At 72.5% G+C, this 18,827-nt stretch carries 18 protein-coding genes, 1 tRNA gene and 1 pseudogene; 15 read left to right on the top strand and 5 right to left on the bottom strand.

Annotation, left to right across the window (positions count from 1 at the left end):
* The 7 genes and pseudogenes from KBX46_RS23505 to selB form a co-directional block, all read left to right on the top strand.
* Nucleotides 1-227, top strand: a pseudogene (locus tag KBX46_RS23505) (hypothetical protein); the annotation flags it as partial.
* A 574-nt stretch (nt 228-801) separates the two neighbouring features.
* Nucleotides 802-4,074 (top strand): formate dehydrogenase, encoded by a 3,273-nt coding sequence (gene fdh, locus KBX46_RS23500; RefSeq protein WP_210794071.1) that lies wholly within the window; start codon nt 802-804, stop codon nt 4,072-4,074.
* Nucleotides 4,064-5,176, top strand: a complete 1,113-nt coding sequence (locus KBX46_RS23495; RefSeq protein WP_210794070.1) for a 4Fe-4S dicluster domain-containing protein — start codon at nt 4,064-4,066, stop codon at nt 5,174-5,176. Before fdh ends, KBX46_RS23495 begins: the two co-directional genes overlap by 11 nt.
* A complete protein-coding gene (gene nrfD / locus KBX46_RS23490) occupies nt 5,173-6,393 on the top strand; it encodes an NrfD/PsrC family molybdoenzyme membrane anchor subunit (protein ID WP_210794069.1) in 1,221 nt (406 codons plus the stop codon). Before KBX46_RS23495 ends, nrfD begins: the two co-directional genes overlap by 4 nt.
* A 13-nt stretch (nt 6,394-6,406) precedes the next feature.
* Nucleotides 6,407-6,502 (top strand) — tRNA-Sec (locus KBX46_RS23485).
* A gap of 20 nt (nt 6,503-6,522) precedes the next feature.
* Nucleotides 6,523-7,827, top strand: a complete 1,305-nt coding sequence (gene selA, locus KBX46_RS23480) for an L-seryl-tRNA(Sec) selenium transferase (protein ID WP_210794068.1) — start codon at nt 6,523-6,525, stop codon at nt 7,825-7,827.
* Nucleotides 7,828-7,829: 2 nt separating this feature from the next.
* A complete protein-coding gene (gene selB, locus KBX46_RS23475; RefSeq protein ID WP_210794067.1) occupies nt 7,830-9,584 on the top strand; it encodes a selenocysteine-specific translation elongation factor in 1,755 nt (584 codons plus the stop codon).
* Between the two features lie 29 nt (nt 9,585-9,613).
* On the opposite strand, the gene KBX46_RS23470 is transcribed toward selB, so the two are convergent.
* Nucleotides 9,614-10,654 carry an NAD(P)-dependent alcohol dehydrogenase gene (locus KBX46_RS23470; RefSeq protein WP_210794066.1) on the bottom strand — a complete coding sequence of 347 codons (1,041 nt, stop codon included), beginning with the start codon at nt 10,652-10,654 and terminating at the stop codon, nt 9,614-9,616.
* Between the two features lie 92 nt (nt 10,655-10,746).
* Here KBX46_RS23470 and KBX46_RS23465 point away from each other — a divergent pair, with 92 nt between their 5' ends.
* The 5 genes from KBX46_RS23465 to KBX46_RS23445 all read left to right on the top strand — a co-directional run bounded on the left by KBX46_RS23465 (nt 10,747) and on the right by KBX46_RS23445 (nt 14,031).
* A complete protein-coding gene (locus tag KBX46_RS23465) occupies nt 10,747-11,355 on the top strand; it encodes a TetR family transcriptional regulator (RefSeq protein ID WP_088948255.1) in 609 nt (202 codons plus the stop codon).
* Between the two features lie 70 nt (nt 11,356-11,425).
* Nucleotides 11,426-12,166 (top strand): hypothetical protein, encoded by a 741-nt coding sequence (locus KBX46_RS23460; RefSeq protein WP_210794065.1) that lies wholly within the window; start codon nt 11,426-11,428, stop codon nt 12,164-12,166.
* A gap of 53 nt (nt 12,167-12,219) precedes the next feature.
* Entirely contained in the window at nt 12,220-12,417 is a 198-nt protein-coding gene (locus KBX46_RS23455; protein WP_030327722.1) for a hypothetical protein, read from the top strand.
* Between the two features lie 79 nt (nt 12,418-12,496).
* Complete coding sequence (locus KBX46_RS23450) at nt 12,497-13,774, top strand: hemolysin family protein (protein WP_088948253.1); 1,278 nt, start codon at nt 12,497-12,499, stop codon at nt 13,772-13,774.
* 71 nt (nt 13,775-13,845) lie between these two features.
* Nucleotides 13,846-14,031: a hypothetical protein gene (locus KBX46_RS23445; RefSeq protein WP_030492012.1), complete on the top strand. Its 186-nt coding sequence runs from the start codon at nt 13,846-13,848 to the stop codon at nt 14,029-14,031.
* A 6-nt stretch (nt 14,032-14,037) separates the two neighbouring features.
* Here the strand turns inward: KBX46_RS23445 and KBX46_RS23440 are convergent, their stop codons facing one another.
* On the bottom strand, nt 14,038-14,688 hold the full coding sequence (locus KBX46_RS23440; protein ID WP_210794064.1) for a hypothetical protein: 651 nt from the start codon (nt 14,686-14,688) through the stop codon (nt 14,038-14,040).
* A gap of 132 nt (nt 14,689-14,820) precedes the next feature.
* Between KBX46_RS23440 and KBX46_RS23435 the strand changes: the two genes are divergently transcribed.
* Nucleotides 14,821-15,024: a hypothetical protein gene (locus KBX46_RS23435; protein ID WP_091397934.1), complete on the top strand. Its 204-nt coding sequence runs from the start codon at nt 14,821-14,823 to the stop codon at nt 15,022-15,024.
* A 12-nt stretch (nt 15,025-15,036) separates the two neighbouring features.
* Here the strand turns inward: KBX46_RS23435 and KBX46_RS23430 are convergent, their stop codons facing one another.
* Genes KBX46_RS23430 through KBX46_RS23420 form a run of 3 tightly spaced genes read right to left on the bottom strand, consistent with a single transcriptional unit; the run spans nt 15,037 to nt 16,662 of the window.
* The gene (locus tag KBX46_RS23430) at nt 15,037-15,513 is read right to left on the bottom strand and encodes a hypothetical protein (RefSeq protein ID WP_088948251.1); all 477 of its coding nucleotides are present in this window, start codon (nt 15,511-15,513) and stop codon (nt 15,037-15,039) included.
* Nucleotides 15,510-15,722: a phosphatidylethanolamine-binding protein gene (locus KBX46_RS23425; protein ID WP_088948250.1), complete on the bottom strand. Its 213-nt coding sequence runs from the start codon at nt 15,720-15,722 to the stop codon at nt 15,510-15,512. The genes KBX46_RS23430 and KBX46_RS23425 overlap by 4 nt, the downstream gene beginning before the upstream one ends.
* A 58-nt stretch (nt 15,723-15,780) precedes the next feature.
* Nucleotides 15,781-16,662 carry a universal stress protein gene (locus KBX46_RS23420; RefSeq protein ID WP_210794063.1) on the bottom strand — a complete coding sequence of 294 codons (882 nt, stop codon included), beginning with the start codon at nt 16,660-16,662 and terminating at the stop codon, nt 15,781-15,783.
* A gap of 117 nt (nt 16,663-16,779) precedes the next feature.
* Here KBX46_RS23420 and KBX46_RS23415 point away from each other — a divergent pair, with 117 nt between their 5' ends.
* Together KBX46_RS23415 and KBX46_RS23410 are read left to right on the top strand one after the other, a co-directional pair.
* Nucleotides 16,780-17,526, top strand: a complete 747-nt coding sequence (locus KBX46_RS23415; protein ID WP_099853684.1) for an SAM-dependent methyltransferase — start codon at nt 16,780-16,782, stop codon at nt 17,524-17,526.
* A 72-nt stretch (nt 17,527-17,598) separates the two neighbouring features.
* Entirely contained in the window at nt 17,599-18,771 is a 1,173-nt protein-coding gene (locus KBX46_RS23410) for a PP2C family protein-serine/threonine phosphatase (RefSeq protein ID WP_088948247.1), read from the top strand.
* Nucleotides 18,772-18,827 lie beyond the last annotated feature (56 nt).

Here is an 18,827-nt window from a genome sequence, read left to right as displayed (position 1 = left end):
GCCTGTTCCAGCAGCGCCCGACCAGTGGTTGGGGTACGCCGGAGCAGATCACCGACCCGGCCTACTCGACGACCGCGTTCCTCAAGGGCCTCAAGCAGGTTGACGGGTGGCAGGACATGGCGCTGACCGACGCCGCGCAGACCGTCCAGGTCTCCGCCTACCCCGACGCCTACGCCCAGTGGGAACAGCAGGCCACCGACCTGGTCGGCCAGCACTGGAACAGCTGACACCAACACTGAACGACCCGACCGCTGGCCGGCACCCCACCCGGGGTGCCGGCCAGCGGCATTTCCGTTTCTGTGCGGCCGACGCGCGGCTCGGTGGTGGGTGGATGGTCGTGGCCGTGCGGCGATCGGCGGTGCAACTCGACGGCGGGGCGACTCGGCGGCGGTACGGCCGGCGGCGCGGCAAACCCACGTGGCGGGCGGTGCGGTAAGCCCACGTGGCGGGCGGTGCGGTGAGCCGTTGCGGTGAGCAGTCGCCGGCCGGCGGACAGCCGGGCGGTGCATCGGAGGGGCGGGTGCGGTCAGGTGGGGGAACAACGTGGGGGCCGAGCCGGTTGTGGTCAGTGTCGGTGTGACTCAGTGTCCCCGGGCCTCACCTAATATTGCCTTCGCGGAATACCGTTCGGCTGGAGCCGCGTCGCGCCACTCGCCGAGAGGCGACCTGCACACCGACACCAGCGCCGCCCCCGAGCCCACAACGGCCGGGGGCGGCGCTGTCTGACTTCCCCCCGCTCGCGAAGATGTCTCGGCTGGCCTATGTTCATGGGGTCGCTCGCGTGGGAGGGGGTGTCGGGGCATGGGTCTGCGTACCTTCATCGAGGGTTGGCCGGTCTACCGCCAGCTCACCGGCACCGACCCGTTGGGGCGGGGTGCCGCGGCGAAGTCCGACGGATCCCGCGCGCTCACGGCTCGCACCGAAACCGCCGACAGCGTGGCCCGTTCGGTGTGCCCGTACTGCGCGGTGGGTTGCGGTCAGCGGGTGTTCGTCAAGGACGGGCAGGTCAGTCAGATCGAGGGCGACCCGGACAGCCCGATCTCGCGGGGTCGGCTCTGCCCGAAGGGTTCGGCCAGCAAGAGCCTGGTGACCAGCCCGCTGCGGCAGACCAAGGTCCGCTACCGCCGGCCGTACGGCACCGATTGGGAGGACCTCGACCTCGACACGGCGCTGAACATGATCGCCGACCGGGTGCTCGCGGCTCGTGAGCAGACCTGGGAGGACGTCGACACGCAGGGCCGGCCGCTCAACCGGACGCTGGGTTTCTCCAGTCTGGGTGGGGCGACGCTGGACAACGAGGAGAACTACCTCATCAAGAAGTTGTTCACCGCGGCGGGTGCGTTGCAGATCGAGAACCAGGCCCGTATTTGACACTCCGCCACTGTCCCCGGTCTGGGGGCCAGCTTCGGTCGTGGCGGTGCGACGGATTTCCAGCAGGACATCGCCAACGCTGACGTCATCGTCATCCAGGGTTCGAACATGGCCGAGGCACACCCGGTGGGTTTCCAGTGGGTGATGGAGGCCAAGCGTCGGGGTGCGAAGGTCTTCCACGTCGACCCGCGTTTCACCCGCACCAGCGCGCTGGCTGACTCGTACCTGCCGATCCGGGCGGGCACGGACATCGCGCTGCTCGGTGGCGTGGTGCGCTACATCCTGGACAACGAGTTGGACTTCCGGGAGTACGTGCTGTCGTACACGAACGCGGCGACGATCGTGAGCGAGCAGTTCAGCGACACCGAGGACGGCGACGGGTTCTTCTCCGGGTTCGACCCGGAGACCGGCACCTACGTGCAGGACAGCTGGCAGTACGAGGGCAACGAGGACTCGTCCGGCAGTGGGCACACGGCCAAGGAGCGCGACACCGCGTCCGGGCTGGAGCACGAGTCGCACGGCGCGCAGATCGACGGGGACACCCCGCGGGACGAGACGTTGCAGCATCCGCGCTGCGTCTACCAGATCCTCAAGCGACACTTCGCTCGCTATACCCCGGAGATGGTCGAGCGGGTCTGTGGCATCCCCCAGGACAAGTTCCTGGAGTTGGCCCGGGCGTGGACGGAGAACTCCGGCCGGGAGCGCACCGGGATGCTGATCTACTCGGTGGGCTGGACGCAGCACAGCGTGGGTGTGCAGTACATCCGCACCGGCGCGATCATCCAGCTGTTGCTCGGCAACATGGGCCGCCCGGGTGGTGGGGTGATGGCGCTGCGGGGTCATGCCAGCATCCAGGGCTCCACGGACATTCCGACGCTGTTCAACCTGCTTCCGGGTTACCTGCCGATGCCGCACCACGCCGATCACCCGACCTTCGACGAGTGGGTGGACAGCATCCGGCACCCCGGCCAGAAGGGCTTCTGGGGTAACGCCGGGTCGTTCGCCGCCAGCCTGCTCAAGGCGTACTGGGGTGACGCGGCGACACCGGAGAACGACTACTGCTACGGCTACCTGCCGCGGCTGACCGGTGACCACGGCACCTACCAGCAGGTGCTGAACATGATCGACGGGAAGATCAAGGGCTATTTCCTGCTCGGGCAGAACCCGGCGGTCGGTTCGGCGCACGGCCGGGCGCAGCGCCTGGGCATGGCCAACCTCGACTGGCTGGTCGTCCGGGACCTGTTCATGATCGAAAGTGCGACGTTCTGGCAGAACGGTCCCGAGGTTGCCACCGGGGAGATCGTGCCCGAGGAGTGCCGCACGGAGGTGTTCTTCCTGCCCGCCGCCTCGCATGTGGAGAAGGAGGGCACGTTCACGCAGACGCAGCGCCTGTTGCAGTGGCGGGAGAAGGCCGTCGAGCCGCCAGGCGACGCCCGCTCCGAGTTGTGGTTCTTCTACCACCTCGGGCGCAAGCTGCGCGAGAAGCTGGCCGACTCGAAGCTGCCGCGCGACCGTGCGCTGCTCGACCTCACCTGGGACTACCCCACGCACGGCCCGAACGCGGAGCCGAGCGCCGAGGCGGTGCTGCGCGAGATCAACGGGTACGACGTGACGACCGGCCGCCCGCTGTCCAGCTTCGCCGAGGCCCGCGCGGACGGCTCCACCGCGATCGGTTGCTGGATCTACACCGGGGTGTACGCCGACGGCGTGAACCAGGCGGCGCGGCGCAAGTCCCGACACGAGCAGGACTGGGTGGCCGCCGAGTGGGGTTGGGCGTGGCCGGCGAACCGGCGCATCCTCTACAACCGTGCGTCCGCCGACCCGGACGGCAACCCGTGGAGTGAGCGCAAACGCTACGTCTGGTGGGATGCCGAGAAGGGCGAGTGGACCGGCTACGACGTGCCGGACTTCGAGAAGACCAAACCGCCGTCGTACCGGCCGCCACCCGGCGCGTCCGGGACGGAGGGCATCGCCGGCGACGACCCGTTCATCATGCAGGGCGACGGGAAGGGCTGGCTGTACGCGCCCAGCGGTGTCCTGGACGGCCCGTTGCCGACGCACTACGAGCCGGTGGAGTCGCCGGTGCGTAACCCGCTCTACGGGCAGCAGGCCAACCCGACCCGCAAGATGTACGCGCATCCGGTGAACTCGGTGAACCCGAGCCCGCCGGAGGAGCACAGCCAGGTGTTCCCGTACGTGTTCACCGTCAGCCGGCTTACCGAGCACCACACGGCCGGTGGGATGAGTCGGACGGTGTCGCCGCTGGCCGAGTTGCAGCCGGAGATGTTCGTGGAGGTGTCCCCGGAGCTGGCCGTCGAACGCGGCCTCGACCACCTGGGCTGGGCGCACCTGGTCAGCGGTCGTGCCGTGATCGAGGCGAAGGTGCTGGTGACGGATCGGCTCACCCCGTTGCGGGTCGAGGACCGGGTGATCCACCAGGTGTGGTTGCCGTACCACTTCGGTTTCGAGGGTCTGGTGACCGGCGACTCGGCCAACGACCTGTTCGGCATCAGCCTGGACCCGAACGTGCTGATCCAGGAGAGCAAGGTCGGCACCTGCGACGTGCGGGCCGGCCGTCGGCCGACCGGGCCGGCGCTGCTGGACCTGGTCGCCGACTACCAGCGGCGCGCCGGGATCAACCCGGGCCACAACGCCCCGGCGGTCACCACCGACAGTGAGGGGAGGGATCGCGGTGCTTCCTGACCCGAACAGCCTCTACGGGCCGTTGGATCCGGCGCCGGACGCCGGTTACGAGGACGCGCCGCCGCGGATGGGGTTCTTCACCGACACCAGCGTCTGCATCGGCTGCAAGGCCTGCGAGGTGGCCTGCAAGGAATGGAACGGCGTCCCGGAGAGCGGGCTCGACCTGCTCGGCATGTCGTACGACAACACCGGCGCGTTGACCGCGAACTCGTGGCGACACGTCGCGTTCATCGAGCAGCCCCGGCCGGCCGGGCACCGCACACCGCCGTTCGCGGGTACGCCGACCGACGGTTCGGTCAGCGCGGCGTCGGCGGCCGTGGCGGCCGGCACCAGTGAGCGCACCGGCACGGACCCGGGTGTGCCGACCGGCACGCCGTCCGCCGCCGCCCGGATGTCCGGGGGCGGGCCGGTGGACGTGCTCGGCACGATCGAGGCCGATCCGACCGCCGCGGGCCGCGGTGGCGCGGGTCCACAGTTCCTGGGGATGCCGGGGGCGCAGCCGCCGGGGCGCGGGTCCGGTGTGGAGGGGCGTACGGACTTCCGGTGGTTGATGATGTCGGACGTCTGTAAGCACTGCACGCACGCGGCGTGTCTGGATGTCTGTCCGACGGGTTCGTTGTTTCGGACGGAGTTCGGCACCGTGGTGGTGCAGGAGGACATCTGCAACGGGTGCGGTTACTGCATCTCCGCGTGTCCATACGGTGTGATCGATCAGCGTAAGGACGACGGTCGGGCGTGGAAGTGCACGCTGTGCTACGACCGGTTGGGTGCGGGGATGACGCCGGCGTGTGCGCAGGCGTGTCCGACGGAGTCGATCCAGTACGGGCCGCTCGACGAGTTGCGGGAGCGGGCCGCCGCGCGGGTCGAGACGCTGCACGAGCGGGGCGTCCCCGAGGCCCGCCTGTACGGGCACGACCCGAACGACGGCGTGGGTGGGGACGGTGCGTTCTTCCTGCTACTCGACGAGCCGGAGGTGTACGGGCTGCCACCGGACCCGATCGTGACCACCCGCGACCTGCCGAAGATGTGGAAGCGCGCCGGCCTCGCGGCTCTCGCCATGGCGGCGGCCACCGTCGCCGCGTTCGTCGGAGGTTCCTCGTGAGTCCGCAGCGCCCCGAGGTGGGCGAGATCTTCCGTCGCTTCCGGGACCGGTTGGCCGCCGATGGTCGCGACCGACCGACGGCCAGCACCGAGTTGCCGGCCGCGAACGGCGAGAGCACCGGGCTGCCGGCCGCGAACGGCGCCGGCACCAGCTCGGCGGTCGGACAGCAGCGGCGCACCGCCGAACCCGGCCGGCGGGGCGGGCGTCGCGGAGGTGGGCGTCGCGGAGGCGGCGAGGAACTGCGGGTCCCGGAGGCGGAGTTCACGTCGTACTACGGTCGGCCCATCCTGAAGGCGCCGGTCTGGAAGTGGGACATCGCGGCGTACCTGTTCACCGGCGGGCTGGCGGCCGGCTCGTCACTGCTCGCCGCCGGTGGGCAGCTCACCGGCCGGCCGGCGTTGCGACGCGCCGGTCGGGTCACCGCGCTGGCCGCCGTGAGCGCCAGCGCCGTCTTCCTGGTCAAGGACCTCGGCCGGCCGGCGCGGTTCCACCACATGCTGCGCGTGGCGAAGCTGACCTCGCCGATGTCGGTGGGCACCTGGATCCTCACCGCGTACGGGCCGGCCGCTGGTGTCGCCGCGATCGCCGAGGCCGCCGGTGTGCTGCCGCGCCACGGCCTGCTCGGGCTGGCCGGTCGAGCGTTGCCGTCGGTCGGGCACGTCGCCGGGCTGCTCGCCGCCGGCACCGCGCCCGCGCTGGCCACGTACACCGGGGTGTTGCTCGCCGACACGGCGGTGCCGTCCTGGCATGAGGCGTACCCCGAGTTGCCGGTGATCTTCGCGGGCAGCGCGCTGGCCAGCGGCGCCGGCGTGGGTCTGCTCGCCGCGCCGCCCGCCCAGGCGGGGCCGGCCCGGCGGATGGCGGTGGCCGGCGCGGCCCTGGAGTTGTACGGCGCGCATCGGGTGGAGACGCGCCTCGGTCTGCTCAGTGAGCCCTACCGGCTGGGCAGCCCCGGTCGGCTGCTGCGTGCCGGCCGGATGTTGACGGCCGGTGGTGTCGCTGGCGCGCTGCTTGGTCGGCGTAGCCGGCTGGTCGGCGCGCTGTCCGGCGCCGCGCTGCTGGCCGCGTCGGTGGTGACCCGGTTCGGCATCTTCTACGGCGGGGTGGCCTCCGCGCGCGACCCTCGGTACACGGTGGTGCCGCAGCGCGAGCGGGCCGACGCCCGGCGGACGGGCATGGATCTTCCATCTGATCGGGCGGCCCCGCCCGCGATGTGATCGAATGTCCGGTGGAGGCGTTCAGGCGGCTGGTGCCCCTCCCGGTCTTCAAAACCGGTGTGGTCCGGGACCCGGGCCAGGCGGGTTCGATTCCCGTCCGTCTCCGCCAACAGTGCAGGAGATGACGCGATGGGTGACGGGCCGGTGGACCCGCGACGCCGGGTGCCCCGCACCGACACGCTGCTCGCCGACCCTCGGCTGGCCGCGGCCAGCGCGACGCTCGGCCGGGACCGGGTGAAGGCGGTCGTCATCCGGGCCCAGGAGCGGGCCCGCCGTGGCGAGCTGCACCCCGATGACGTACGCGACGCCGCGGTCGCCGCGCTGCCCGCGCCGGGCCCCCGCGTGGTGCTCAACGCCACGGGCGTCGTGCTGCACACCAACCTGGGCCGGGCGCCGCTGTCGTCGGCTGCGGTCGCCGCGGTGGTGGCCGCCGCCGGGCACACCGACGTGGAGTTGGACCTGAGCACCGGCCGGCGGGCCCGCCGCGGTCGCGACGCCCTCGACGCGCTGGCCGCCGCCGTGCCCGACGCGGGCGCCGTGCACGTGGTCAACAACGGCGCCGCCGCGCTGGTGCTGGCGGCCACCGCGCTGGCCGCCGGTCGGGAGATCGTGGTCAGTCGGGGCGAGCTGGTCGAGATCGGCGACGGCTTCCGCCTGCCCGACCTGTTGGAGAGCACCGGCGCGCGACTGCGGGAGGTGGGCACCACCAACCGCACCACCCTCGCCGACTACGCCGCCGCCCTCGGCCCGCAGACCGGGTTCGTGCTCAAGGTGCACCCGTCGAACTTCCAGGTCACCGGCTTCACCTCAGCAACCCCGGTCAGACAACTGGCCACCCTCGGCGTGCCGGTGGTCGCCGACATCGGCTCCGGTCTGCTCACCGCGGATCCGCTGCTGCCCGACGAGCCGGACGCGGCCAGCACCCTGCGCGCCGGTGCCACGCTCGTCACGGCCAGCGGCGACAAGCTGCTCGGCGGCCCGCAGGCAGGGCTGCTGCTCGGCGACGTCGTACTGGTCGACCGGCTGCGCCGCCATCCGCTGGCCCGGGCGTTGCGGGTGGACAAGCTCACCCTGGCCGCGCTGGTCGCCACCCTGCACCAGCCGGACACGCCCACCCGCACGGCGCTGCACGCCGACCCGGGTGTGCTGCGCAGCCGGGTGGAGCGGCTGCGCGACCGGCTCGGAGCGGACGGCCGCAAGGCGGAGGTGGTGCCGGCCGCCGCGGTGGTCGGCGGCGGTGGGGCGCCCGGCGTCGAGCTGGACTCGTGGGCGCTGAGTCTGCCCGAGCGGTACGCGGAGCCGCTGCGCACCGGCGACCAGCCCGTCCTCGGGCGGGTGGTGCGGGGCCGGCTCCTGCTCGACCTGCGCTGCGTGCCCGAAGAGGCCGACGAGACGGTCCGCGCGGCCGTGCTCCGCGTGCCCGGGGACGACTGACCGTGTTCGTCGTCGCCACCGCCGGGCACGTCGACCACGGCAAGTCGACACTGGTCCGGGCGCTGACCGGGATGGAACCCGACCGGTGGGCCGAGGAACGCCGCCGGGGGATGACCATCGACCTCGGGTTCGCCTGGACGACGCTGCCGTCCGGCGGCACCGTCGCCTTCGTCGACGTGCCCGGGCACGAGCGGTTCGTGCCGAACATGCTCGCCGGTGTCGGCCCGGTGCCGGCGGCGCTGATCGTGGTGGCCGCCGACGAGGGCTGGATGCCGCAGTCCGCCGAGCACCTGGCCGCGCTCGACGCGCTCGGTGTGGCGTACGGCCTGGTGGCGGTGACCCGCGCGGACCTGGCCGACCCGGGCCCGGCCATGGCCCGCGCCCGGGCCGAGATCGCGGCGACCAGTCTCGGCACGGTGCCGGCGGTGGCGGTCAGTGGCCTGACCGGCGCCGGCCTGCCGGAGCTTCGGGCCGCCCTGGACCGGCTCGCCGCCGGGCTGCCCGCGCCGGTGGTGGACGACCCGGTCCGGCTCTGGGTGGACCGCAGTTTCACCGTGCGGGGCAGCGGCACCGTGGTCACCGGCACCCTCGGCGTCGGACGGTTGCGGGTGGGCGACGAGTTGGAGCTGGCCGGGGCCGACGAGCCGGTGCGGGTACGTGGCCTGCACTCACTGGGCGAGGCCCGGCCGGAGGTGACGGCGGTGGCCCGGGTGGCGGTCAACCTGCGGGGTACGCCCCGTGACCGGCTCGGTCGTGGCGACGCGCTGCTCACCCCGGGCCGGTTTCACCACACCGACCTGGTCGACGTGCGGCTGACCGGCGATCCGGCGGCCGACCTGCCGGCCACCCTCACCCTGCACGTCGGGTCGGCGGCCGTGCCGGTACGGGTCCGCCCGCTCGGCCCGGACACCGTACGCCTGCGGTTGGCTCGTCCGTTGCCGCTGCTGGTGGGCGATCGGGCGCTGCTGCGTGACCCGGGGCGGCACCACGTGACCGGCGGGGTGCGGGTGCTGGACGTGGCGCCGCCACCGTTGGCCCGCCGGGGTGCCGCCGTCACCCGCGCACAGGTCCTCGCCGAGTTGGACGGTCGTCCCGACCTGGCCGGGGAGCTGCGCCGTCGCCGGCTGGTCCGCGCCGGTGCGCTGATCCGGATGGGTGTGCCGGTGGACGCCCCTCCGGTGGCCGGTGACTGGTTGGCCGACCCGGCGCACTGGCGGCGGCTCGGCGAGCAGGTGACCGAGGAGGTCGGCCGCTACGCCAGGGAGCACCCGTTGGAACCCGGGATGCCGGTGGACGCGCTGCGCCAGCGCCTCGCCCTGCCCGACCGGGTGCTGGTCGAGGCGTTGGTCCGGCCGCCGCTGCGGATCCACGCCGGGCGGGTCGGGGCGGCGGGCGCCGACGCGCTGCCCGAGCCGGTGGCCCGGGCCGTGCAGCGGGTCCGCGCGGAATATGGCGACCGGCCGTTTCGCGCCCCCGAGGCGGACCGCCTCGTCGACCTCGGCCTGGGCCCGCGCGAGATCGGCGCCGCGGTGCGGGCCGGCGCGCTGCTGCGGCTGGCCGACAACGTGGTGTTGCTGCCCGACGCGCTCGACGACGCGGTCCGGGTGCTGGCCGGGCTGCCGCAGCCGTTCACGCTCTCCGCGGCCCGGCAGGCGTTGGACACCACCCGCCGGGTGGCGGTGCCCCTGCTGGAGTTGCTGGACCGTCGGGGCACGACCCGACGACTGCCCGACGACGCCCGCATCGTCGTTACCTGAGGGCGTGGCGCCCGCCGGGTCAACCGCTGTCAGTCCAGGTCGGACATGTCGAGCACGAAGCGGTAGCGGACGTCGTTTCGCCGGAGGCGGTCGAGTGCCGTCTCCACCTGCGCCGACGGGAGCACCTCGACGTCGGCGGCGATGCCGTTGTCGGCGCAGAACTGGAGCATCTCGGCTGTTGAACGGCGGCCTCCGCTGCCGGCGGAGCTGAGCTTCTTGCGGCCGACAAGCAGGTCCATCGCCTCGACGGTGACCGGGCCCAGGTGTCCGAGCAGACTGAGGGTGCCGTCCATCGCCACCACCTTCAGGTACGGGGCGAGGTCGTGCGAAGCGGAGATGGTGTCGATGACGACGTCGAAGGTGTCGCGTGTCGCTGCCATCTGGCGGGTGTCGGTGGAGTCCAGGAGATCGTGTGCGCCGAGCCGGAGGGCATCGTCGCGCTTCTCCTGGGTGCGGCTGATGACGGTCGTGGTGGCGCCGAGTGCCACGGCCAGCTTGACCGCGAGGTGACCCAGGCCGCCGAGCCCGGCCACGGCGACGCGACTGCCGGAGCCCACACCGAGGGAACGCAGCGGTTCCCAGACGGTGACGCCGGCGCACATCAGCGGGGCGGCTGCGGCCGGGTCGAGGCCGGAGGGGAGCGGATAGGCGAAGCGGTCCCGCACGACGTACTCGCGGGAGAAGGCGCCCAAGGTGGTCGACCCGTCCCGCCGGTCGGTGCCGCCGTAGGTGAGAGTCGGGAAGGAGTGGCAGAAGTTCTCCTGTCCTGCTCGACACATGGCACAGGTGCCGCAGGAGTCGACGATATTGCCCACCGCGACGCGGTCGTCGACCGAGAAGGCAGTCACCTCGGCCCCGGTCGCGGTCACCACACCGGTGAATTCGTGACCGGGCACCAGAGGCGCTTTAGCCTGCTGGTCATGGTCGCGCAGGGAGTGCAGGTCGGTGTGGCACACGCCGCAGTAGTCGACTCGCACCGCCAGATCGTCTGAGCGCAGGTCACGGCGTTCCAGCGACGTACGCCGCAGCGCCGTCGGGCCGCTCGCCCGCCATCCGATGGTCGTTCGCATACACACATCCTTAAACAGACTGTTCGGTCTGTCGACCGTAGCCCTGGTCGCGCAGAGAAGCAAACCAACTGTTCTGTTGCTAGAGTGGCGGCATGCCGGAGCAGCCCCTGACCTCGCGCGGCACCGCGACCTACCAGCGCATCCTGGACGCCGCCACCGAGGAGTTCGCCCAGCACGGCATCGCCGGAGCGCGCATCGAACGCATCGTGACGGCGGCGCGCACCAACAAGGCGCAGCTCTACGGCTACTTCGGCGACAAAGAACGGCTCTTCGACGCGATCTTCCTCAGCTCGCTGGAACGCATCACGAACGTGGTGCCGATCGACGCTGACGATCTTGCCGACTGGGCCGTTCGCCTCTACGACGAATACCTGCGCCGCCCCGACCTCATCCGCCTCGCGACCTGGACGCGACTGGAGCGCCGGCCCGCCGGGCACCTGGTCGAGACCCACCAGCACTACGACGATCGCAAGCTGACGGCCATCGCCGAGGCGCAGGCCGCCGGGCGGGTACGTGCGGGCGACCCGTTCGACCTCATGGCTCTGGTCATCGCCATGTCCATGGCCTGGTCGCCGGTCAGCAACGTCTACGCGGCCAGCAACCAGGAACCCGACGACGTTCATGATCAACGCCGCGCCCTGCTGCGCGACTGCGTTCGGCGAGCCACTGTGCCGAGGGACCAGGATCAACCGGACCGTTGACCACAGCACGGCCGTCAGTCGCGGCCGATCCGGGGCTGACAGGATCGCGCCGGGGTGCGACGGTGGGCTGATGGTCGACGTCACCCCCTCCCGGTCACGGCCCTCCGGCCGCCGGTGGCGTGAGATCGTCCCGGTGGCTCTGCGCTGGGCACTGCCGGTCCTCTGGGTGCTGTGGGCCGGTCTGGCGTGGTGGGTCGAGCCCCGCGAGTCGACCGAGTCCCAGCTCGACCGTGATCTCGCGGCCGGCCGGGTGGTGAGCTTCCAACGGGCGTACGGCTGGGCCGACGACGGCGCGTACTGGGGCAGCCGACCGCGGCCGCAGTACGCGGAGAACGGAGGGATGCTGGCCTGGACCGTGTCGAACGGCCAGATCCGGTACGCCTTCGTCGACCCGCCCGCGTCGGCTTCGTACCCGGGCGAGCCGGACCTGTCGGCGAACACCGGGCTGGACGCGCGGCTCGCTGCCGTGGCCGGTCCCTGGCATGTCGGCGGCGACCTCGCGCACCGGATCGCGGGCACCGCCGGTCTGCTCGCTGGTGTGCTGACCGTGCTCTGGCTGGCCCGGCTGATCAGCGGCGCGCCGCCCCTTGCCGGCACCCGGTGGTTCTGGTTCTGGGTCGGGCTCCTGCCGTTAGGGGTGGGTGTGCTGGCCTGGACCTACCGTGAGCTCTGGAGGCCACCGTCGACGCCGGTGCTCGACCGTGGCTCCGGGTGGCGTGGCTTCGGCTGGCTGGTCCTCGCGGGAGTGGGCATCAGCCTGTTGGTGTCCACTGCCCGGGTCGTGATCGGGACGACGGTGGTGCCGGGCTGAGCGGTGCTGGCCAACCGGCCCCCCGGCCGGCGGCGGTCACCTACGGTGACGCCATGGACCCTTCGGCGGTCTGGCGGGACCGGCAGCACCGGTGGCGGATCGAGGCGTACCGCGCGCCCGACCTGCGCTTCGCCATCTACGCCACCAACGGGCCCACCGAGTCGGTGCCCCTGTGGCTGTTCGGAATGTCGGCGCTGGCCCGGTGGCTGATGACGCACGCCATCTCACTGGACGACCTGGAGGTCGACTGAGCGGGGCGCGGTCGCGAACCAGGCCCGGGGACGGCCCCGCTGCGGTTGAGTGACCTGAGGCGGCGGACGGGGGTGCGCGATGGGCGGTCAGTTCGGGCAGTTGGCGCTGGTGGCCGTGCTGGTGCTGGTCAACGCCGCGCTGTCCGGCAGTGAGATGGCGCTGGTGACGTTGCGCGAGGGGCAGTTGCGGCGGCTGGGCCGACGGTCCCGCTCCGGCGACCGGTTGGTGCAGCTGTCCCGCGACCCGAACCGCTACCTGGCCACCATCCAACTCGGCATCACGCTGGCCGGCTTCCTCGCCTCGGCGGCGGCCGCGGTGTCGTTGGCCGAGCCGCTGGTCGGCCCGCTGGGTTTCCTCGGCGGCGCGGCCCGTCCCGCCGCGGTGCTGCTGGTGACGGTGCTGCTGACGTTCGTCACGCTGGTGTTCGGCGAGCTGGCCCCGAAGCGGCTGGCCATGCAGCGGGCGGAGCGGTGGGCGTTGCTGAGCGCCGGCCCGCTGGACCTGCTCGCACGGGTGTCGCGACCGGCGGTGTGGTTGCTCAGCCGGGCAACCGACGCGGTCGTACGGCTCGCCGGGGGTGACCCGCGGGCCAACCGGGAGGAGACGACCGAGGAGGAGTTGCGGGAGATGCTGGCCAGCCAGCGCGGCCTGTCCGCCCAGCAGCGCGAGATCCTGACCGGCGCGTTCGACATCGCCGGCCGGACGCTGCGCGAGATCCTGGTCGCCCGCCGGGAGGTGATGACACTGCCGGCCAGCCTCACCGCGGACGAGGGGGTGCGCCGGCTCGCCGCCGCCGGGCGCTCCCGCGCCCCTGTCACCGGTCCCGGTGGCCTGGACGAGGTGCTCGGGGTGGTGCACATCCGCGACCTGGTGCGGGCCGGCACCGCCCCGGTGGGCGAGCAGGTCCGGTCGCCGCTGCTGCTGCCGGTCACCCTGCCGGTCGCCGACGCGTTGCGTCAGCTTCGCCAGGAGCACCAGCAACTGGCCCTGGTGGTCGACGAGCACGGTGGCATCGACGGCATGGTCACCATGGAGGACCTGCTGGCCGAGGTGGTCGGCGAGTTGTACGACGAGACCGACCGCGACGTGCGCGGGGTGGTCCGGGAGGCGGACGGGTCCGTGCTGGTGCCCGGTGACTTCCCGCTGCACGACCTGCCCGACCTCGGGGTGCGGCTGAGTTTCCCGTTGTCGCGCGACTACACGACGGTGGCGGGGTTGGTGCTGGCCCGGCTGCGGCACCTGCCCTGTGAGCCGGGGGAGACGGTGCGTCTGCCCGGGCTGACCCTTGAGGTGGTGGAGGTCCGCGATCGGGCGGTGCGTCGGGTGCGGTTGCGCGGCTTCGTCAGCGAGCGGTGACCTGTCACCCGGTCGATGGACAATAACCAACAATACGGCTAAACGGGGCGCGCCCGCCTACTGTGCGATATGTGAAGGACCGAGGGTTTCGTACGTTCGTCACGGTGCTGGCCGGCCTCGCGGTGATCTACTTCGGTAGTGCGGGTCGCAGCCCCGAGGAGGGCCGTGGCATCTCCGGCGGGGTGGTGGTCCTGGCGCTGCTCGCCGCCCTGCTGGTGTGGCACCTGACCCGGCCGGGAGACAAGACGGTGAAGTGACCGCCGTCAGCGGGCGGCGACGCGGGTGACCTCGCCGGCTGACTCCTCGCCGAGCGCAACCCGGACCAGCGCCGACGCGAGACGGCCGAAGTCCGGTTCGTCGACGAGGGTGGCCAGCCCGTGCGGGTTGCCGGGCAGGCCCAGCCGCTTCGCCCCGGCGAGAGCCCGCCGGTCGGCGTACGGGCGCAGGTCGGACCAGACCGTCTGCGCCTCGCGCAGGTAGATGTCCGCGCCGGTGGGGCCGATGCCCGGGAACTCGGTGAGCCGCCGACGCAGCCCGGCGGGGTCGCCCTGGGCGTCGCGGTGCAGCCGTCGCAGGTCACCGTGCCAGCGGTCCAGGCACAGTCGGGCGCCGGTGCCGAGCATGGTGGCGGTGCGCTCGTCGTAGCGGCGGTAGTGGCCCCGGCCCAGCGCGTCGACGCGTTCCTGCCAACTGGCCGCCTCCATCGCCTGCGGCGTGCGGTAGCCCGCGGCGAACAGCTCGCGTGCCGCGTCCACCGCCACGCACGCCCGGATCCGGGTGCTCAGCAGGGTGGTCAGCACCAGCAGCTGGTACAGCGGCCCGGGGCGGTCGGAGAGCCGGATACCGGCCTCCTCCGCGTACGTGCGGCCACGCCGGTCCAGCAGGACCCGCACCACCGTTCGATCGTTGCCCACACCCACCGGGTACCCGATCCGGGCCCTGCTAGCCGTCGCGTCGGCAACCACTGTCGGAATGCCGCCGGGGTGGGCGGGTATGCGACGGTGGAGGCGGTCGATGCCGCCCGCCGTACCGGGAGGGAGACACCCATGGTCAACCCGCAGCAGGAGGAATTCCGGCGTAACGCCAAGGGCGCCACCAGTCAGGACAGCAAGGGGCCCAAGCCGACCGGTCATCCACTCAACCGCGGATCGTCGCGGGGCGATGAGGGTCGCCCGGTGCCCAAGGGGCAGGTGTCGCCGTACGGCCCGGCCGGTGAACCGGTGGCCGAGGACGACAGCGACACCCGCTGACCAGACCTTCAGCTAGCGACCGCGATCTGACGGCCGCCGCAACCTGTTCCAGGTGGCGGCGGCCGTCAGGCCGTACGCCAGGTGCGGAACGATGTCGGAGATCCAGTCGGAGCGCCGCCAGGTACGCGGGTCGCTGATGCCCAGCGCGGTGATGGACCCGTCGGTCATCGTCATCACGCCGGCCCCGAGCACGCCGGCGGCCATCGGCAGCGGCTGGCGCCGGCCACCGGCGTAGAGCGCGAAGGCGACGCCGGCGGCGATGCCCAGTCCGTAGCCGATCAGCGGGCCGAGGCCCGAGCGGCGGTTGGCCGCCCGGGCCCCGGACCCCAGGTTCACGTGCGCTATATCGGCCAACCGGTCGACGGTCTCACCGGGGACGTCGCTCTCCGGGCGAGCCCGCAGCGCCACGTCCAGATAGCTGACCACGTTCAGCGCGGTGCTGCCGACGGCGCCAGCGATGGCGCCGTCGGCAAGGTCGACCCTCCTCATTTCGGGTCGCCCGGTTCGCGCTCACTCTTGGGACCGTACGTGCGCTCACCACGCACCACGCCCCGCTGGCCGCGATCCTCCTGCAGGATCCTGTTCGCGACCTGGTTGGCCTTGCCGTCGGGTACCCGGCGTCCGGAGTCGTCGATCGCGTTGCGCAACCGCGCCCGCTGCTTGTCGTACGCGTTGCTGCCCGGCCGTGGTCCTGGCATCTGCTGCCTCCTTCGTCGGTCCGGACGTCTACCCGTCTCGCGACGGGCCAACCCCGGCCTAACGCGGCGCGCGGACCACGGCGACCGGGCAGTGCGCGTGGTGCAGCAGCGACTGGCTCACCGACCCCAGCAGCAACCCGGACACCTCGCCGCGCCCCTGCCCACCGGCCACCACGAGTTGGGCGGAGCGGGACGCCTCGGCGAGCACGGCGCCCGGCCGGCCGTGGACCGCCCGGCAGGTGAGTCGCACCGCCGGGTGCTGCTCGGTCAGCCCGCTCAGCCACTCGGCGACCATCCGGTCCTGCTCGCCGTGCAGCTTCCCCTCGTCGTACACCAGGGGTTGCATGTCGCCCGGGCCGCTGCTGCCCGGGTGCCGGTAGGCGTGCATCGCCACCAGCGGCACCCCGCGCGACACGGCGGTCTCGGCGGCGAAGTCGGCCGCCTGCCGGGAGGCCGCCGAACCGTCCACCGCGACCAGCACCGGTTCGTCGGGTCGTTGCTCACCGCGGGCCACCAGCACCGGGCAGTCGGCGTACGCGGCGACCTGCACCGCGACCGAGCCGACCACCAGCGCGGAGAAGCCGCCCAACCCACGGTCGCCGAGCACGATGAGCGCGGCCGTGGGGGATTCGCCCACCAGCACCGCCGCGGCCTCGCCGTCGATGATCTCGCCGGAGATCGACAGCCCGGGTACGGTCGCCTCGGCCTCGGCCACCGCGGCCTCGACGAGCTCCTCGGCCTGGTGGCGAAGCCCACCGCCGGGCGGCGCGTCCGGGGCGGGGGAGACCGGCACGTGCAGCAGCGGCCAGATGAAGCCGTGCACGACCCGCAGGGGTCGCTGCCGGCGCGCCGCCTCGGTGGCGGCGAGGCGAACGGCGCGCAGCGCCGGCTCCGAGCCGTCGACGCCGACCACCACCGCCGCGTTGTTCGCCGAGTTCACCGCCCACCTCCCGCTCGCGGCCAGTATCGCGGGCCCGGGCGCCTCCGCGTCGCGATACCGCCGACAGCGTCCCGGTCGGTACGCTGGCGACGAGCGGTCGGGGAGGGGGAGTCATCGATGGGTGAACCGGACCAGCCGAGCACGGCACGCATGATCGACTTCTGGCTCGGCGGGGAGCATCACTTCCCGGTCGACGTGGCCGCCGCGAACGCTTTCGAGCAGGCGTACGGGCCGTGCGCGCCGGTGTTCCGGGAGCTGCGGGCGTTCCTGGGTCGGGCCGTGCGGGCGATGGCCGAGCAGGGCGTGGACGGGTTCCTGGTGTTCGGCGCGGGGGTGCCCACGATGGGCAACGTGCACGAGGTCGCCACCGACGCGACGGTGCTCTACACCGACGTCGACCCGGTCACCATCCGGCTGGGGCAGAGCATCCTCGCGGGCAGCGACCGGGCCGGCTACGGCTTCGGCGACGCGACCGACATCGGCACTATCGACCCGGCGCAGCTGCACCGCTTCGTCCCGGGCTGGGGTCGACGGCCGGTCGGGGTGGTCTTTCTCGGGCTCGCCGCGTTCCTCGACGACGACACGCTGACCCGCACGCTCGACGAGCTGTACGCCGCCGCCGCGCCGGGCAGCCTGCTCGCCGTGGACTTCGACACCGAGGAGCTGGCGGGTCACCCGCAGGCGCTGGCGATGATGGGGCCACAGTTCCGGATGCGCCCACCGGCGGCGTTCGCGCCGCTGCTGGGTCGCTGGGTGCCGACGGCGGACGGGATCGTCCCGGTCGCCCAGTGGCGGCCGGAGGGTCCGCCGACGCAGGTGCCGGACGCGTTCCACGGCGTGCTCGCGGCCCGGGACGGCGACTGACCGCGCCGGTTTGGTCGTCCGGGGGCGTCCGTATGATGCTTGCCCTGTAGCAAGCTTCTGGAGAGGACGAGCATGGTTGACGTGCCGGACGTGGTGTCGCGCGCACTGCGCGATGCCCCGCCCGACCAACTGGCGGAGGCGGCGGACCGGGTGATCCGGTCGACGATGGGCGCGCTGCGCACCGACGTGTTCGTCGCCGACTACCGGATCAGTGGGCTCTGGCCGCTGCTGGATCCGGATCTGCCGGCGGCGGGCTTCCTGGCCTGTCACACCGTGGCTCAGCGGTGTTTCAGCAGCCAGCAACCGGTGCGCGACGGCGATGGCCCGTGCCGGCTCTACCTGCCGTTGACGGTGTGGGGGGAACGGCTGGGTGTGCTGCTGATCGAGCTTCCCGACGTGGCCAACCCGGCCGTCACGGGCCGGGCGACGGACATCGCCGGCGCCCTGGCGGTGGCGATGCGTGCGGCGGACCGGGAGACCGACCGTTACCGGCGGGCGCGCCGCCGCGAGCGAATGACGATGGCCGCCGAGATGCAGTGGGATCTGTTGCCGGGCCGCAGTGTGGCGCACCACGCGTTCGATCTGGCCGGTCAACTCGAACCTGCCTACACGGTGGGTGGGGACCACTTCGACTGGTCCCTGGACGGCGACCGCCTGACCGTGACGGTGCTCAACGGCGAGGGCAACGGTCTGACCGCGTCGATGCTGACCTCGGTCACGGTCAACGCGATGCGTAACGCGCGCCGCTCCGGCGGGGGCCTGGTGGAGCAGGCCGAGCTGGCCTCGGACACCGTGTTCTACCAACACCGGGGTCGCCGGTACGTGGCCACCCTGCTGCTGGAGGTGGACATCCGCACGGGTCAGGTACGGGCTGTCGATGCCGGTTCCCCGCACATGCTGCGGGTGCGGGGGTCCGTGGTGGAGCCGGTGAAGCTGGATCAGCAGATGCCGCTGGGCATGTTCGCGGAAACTCGTTACGAGCTGCAGGAGTTGCAACTCGCCCCCGGTGAGCGCCTCTTCGTGGTCAGCGACGGGGTGTGGGCCGCCGAGCCGGCGGGTCGGGAACCGTACGGGGACCGGGCGATGGCGCGTTCCCTGCGCGCCACGCGGTTGCAGCCAGCGGCCGAAGCGGTTGGTACGGTGATGCGCGAACTGCACGCCTACCACGCGGATTCCGATCTGCGCGACGACGCCGTCGTGGTCTGTCTGGACTGGCACGGTCCGCGTGGGCGGAGCGGCGGGTGAGGGTGGCCGCCGCCCGGCTGGGCGGTCAGCAGCGCGACGACGGCAGGGGACATCGG

The sequence above is a fragment of the Micromonospora sp. C81 genome, assembly GCF_018070425.1.
GTDB lineage: Bacteria > Actinomycetota > Actinomycetes > Mycobacteriales > Micromonosporaceae > Micromonospora > Micromonospora zamorensis.
The sequence above is the reverse complement of the archived record's forward strand: the minus strand, read 5'-3'. Positions and strand labels throughout refer to the sequence as shown.

Bases quoted from the DNA above. Each gene is read 5' to 3' on its own strand.
- selA (WP_210794068.1), top strand. From the start codon at position 6,523: ATGGGTGACGGGCCGGTGGACCCGCGACGCCGGGTGCCCCGCACCGAC.
- KBX46_RS23470 (WP_210794066.1), bottom strand. From the start codon at position 10,654: ATGCGAACGACCATCGGATGGCGGGCGAGCGGCCCGACGGCGCTGCGG.
- KBX46_RS23465 (WP_088948255.1), top strand. From the start codon at position 10,747: ATGCCGGAGCAGCCCCTGACCTCGCGCGGCACCGCGACCTACCAGCGC.
- KBX46_RS23460 (WP_210794065.1), top strand. From the start codon at position 11,426: ATGGTCGACGTCACCCCCTCCCGGTCACGGCCCTCCGGCCGCCGGTGG.
- KBX46_RS23455 (WP_030327722.1), top strand. From the start codon at position 12,220: ATGGACCCTTCGGCGGTCTGGCGGGACCGGCAGCACCGGTGGCGGATC.
- KBX46_RS23450 (WP_088948253.1), top strand. From the start codon at position 12,497: ATGGGCGGTCAGTTCGGGCAGTTGGCGCTGGTGGCCGTGCTGGTGCTG.
- KBX46_RS23435 (WP_091397934.1), top strand. From the start codon at position 14,821: ATGGTCAACCCGCAGCAGGAGGAATTCCGGCGTAACGCCAAGGGCGCC.
- KBX46_RS23430 (WP_088948251.1), bottom strand. From the start codon at position 15,513: ATGAGGAGGGTCGACCTTGCCGACGGCGCCATCGCTGGCGCCGTCGGC.
- KBX46_RS23425 (WP_088948250.1), bottom strand. From the start codon at position 15,722: ATGCCAGGACCACGGCCGGGCAGCAACGCGTACGACAAGCAGCGGGCG.
- KBX46_RS23415 (WP_099853684.1), top strand. From the start codon at position 16,780: ATGGGTGAACCGGACCAGCCGAGCACGGCACGCATGATCGACTTCTGG.
- KBX46_RS23410 (WP_088948247.1), top strand. From the start codon at position 17,599: ATGGTTGACGTGCCGGACGTGGTGTCGCGCGCACTGCGCGATGCCCCG.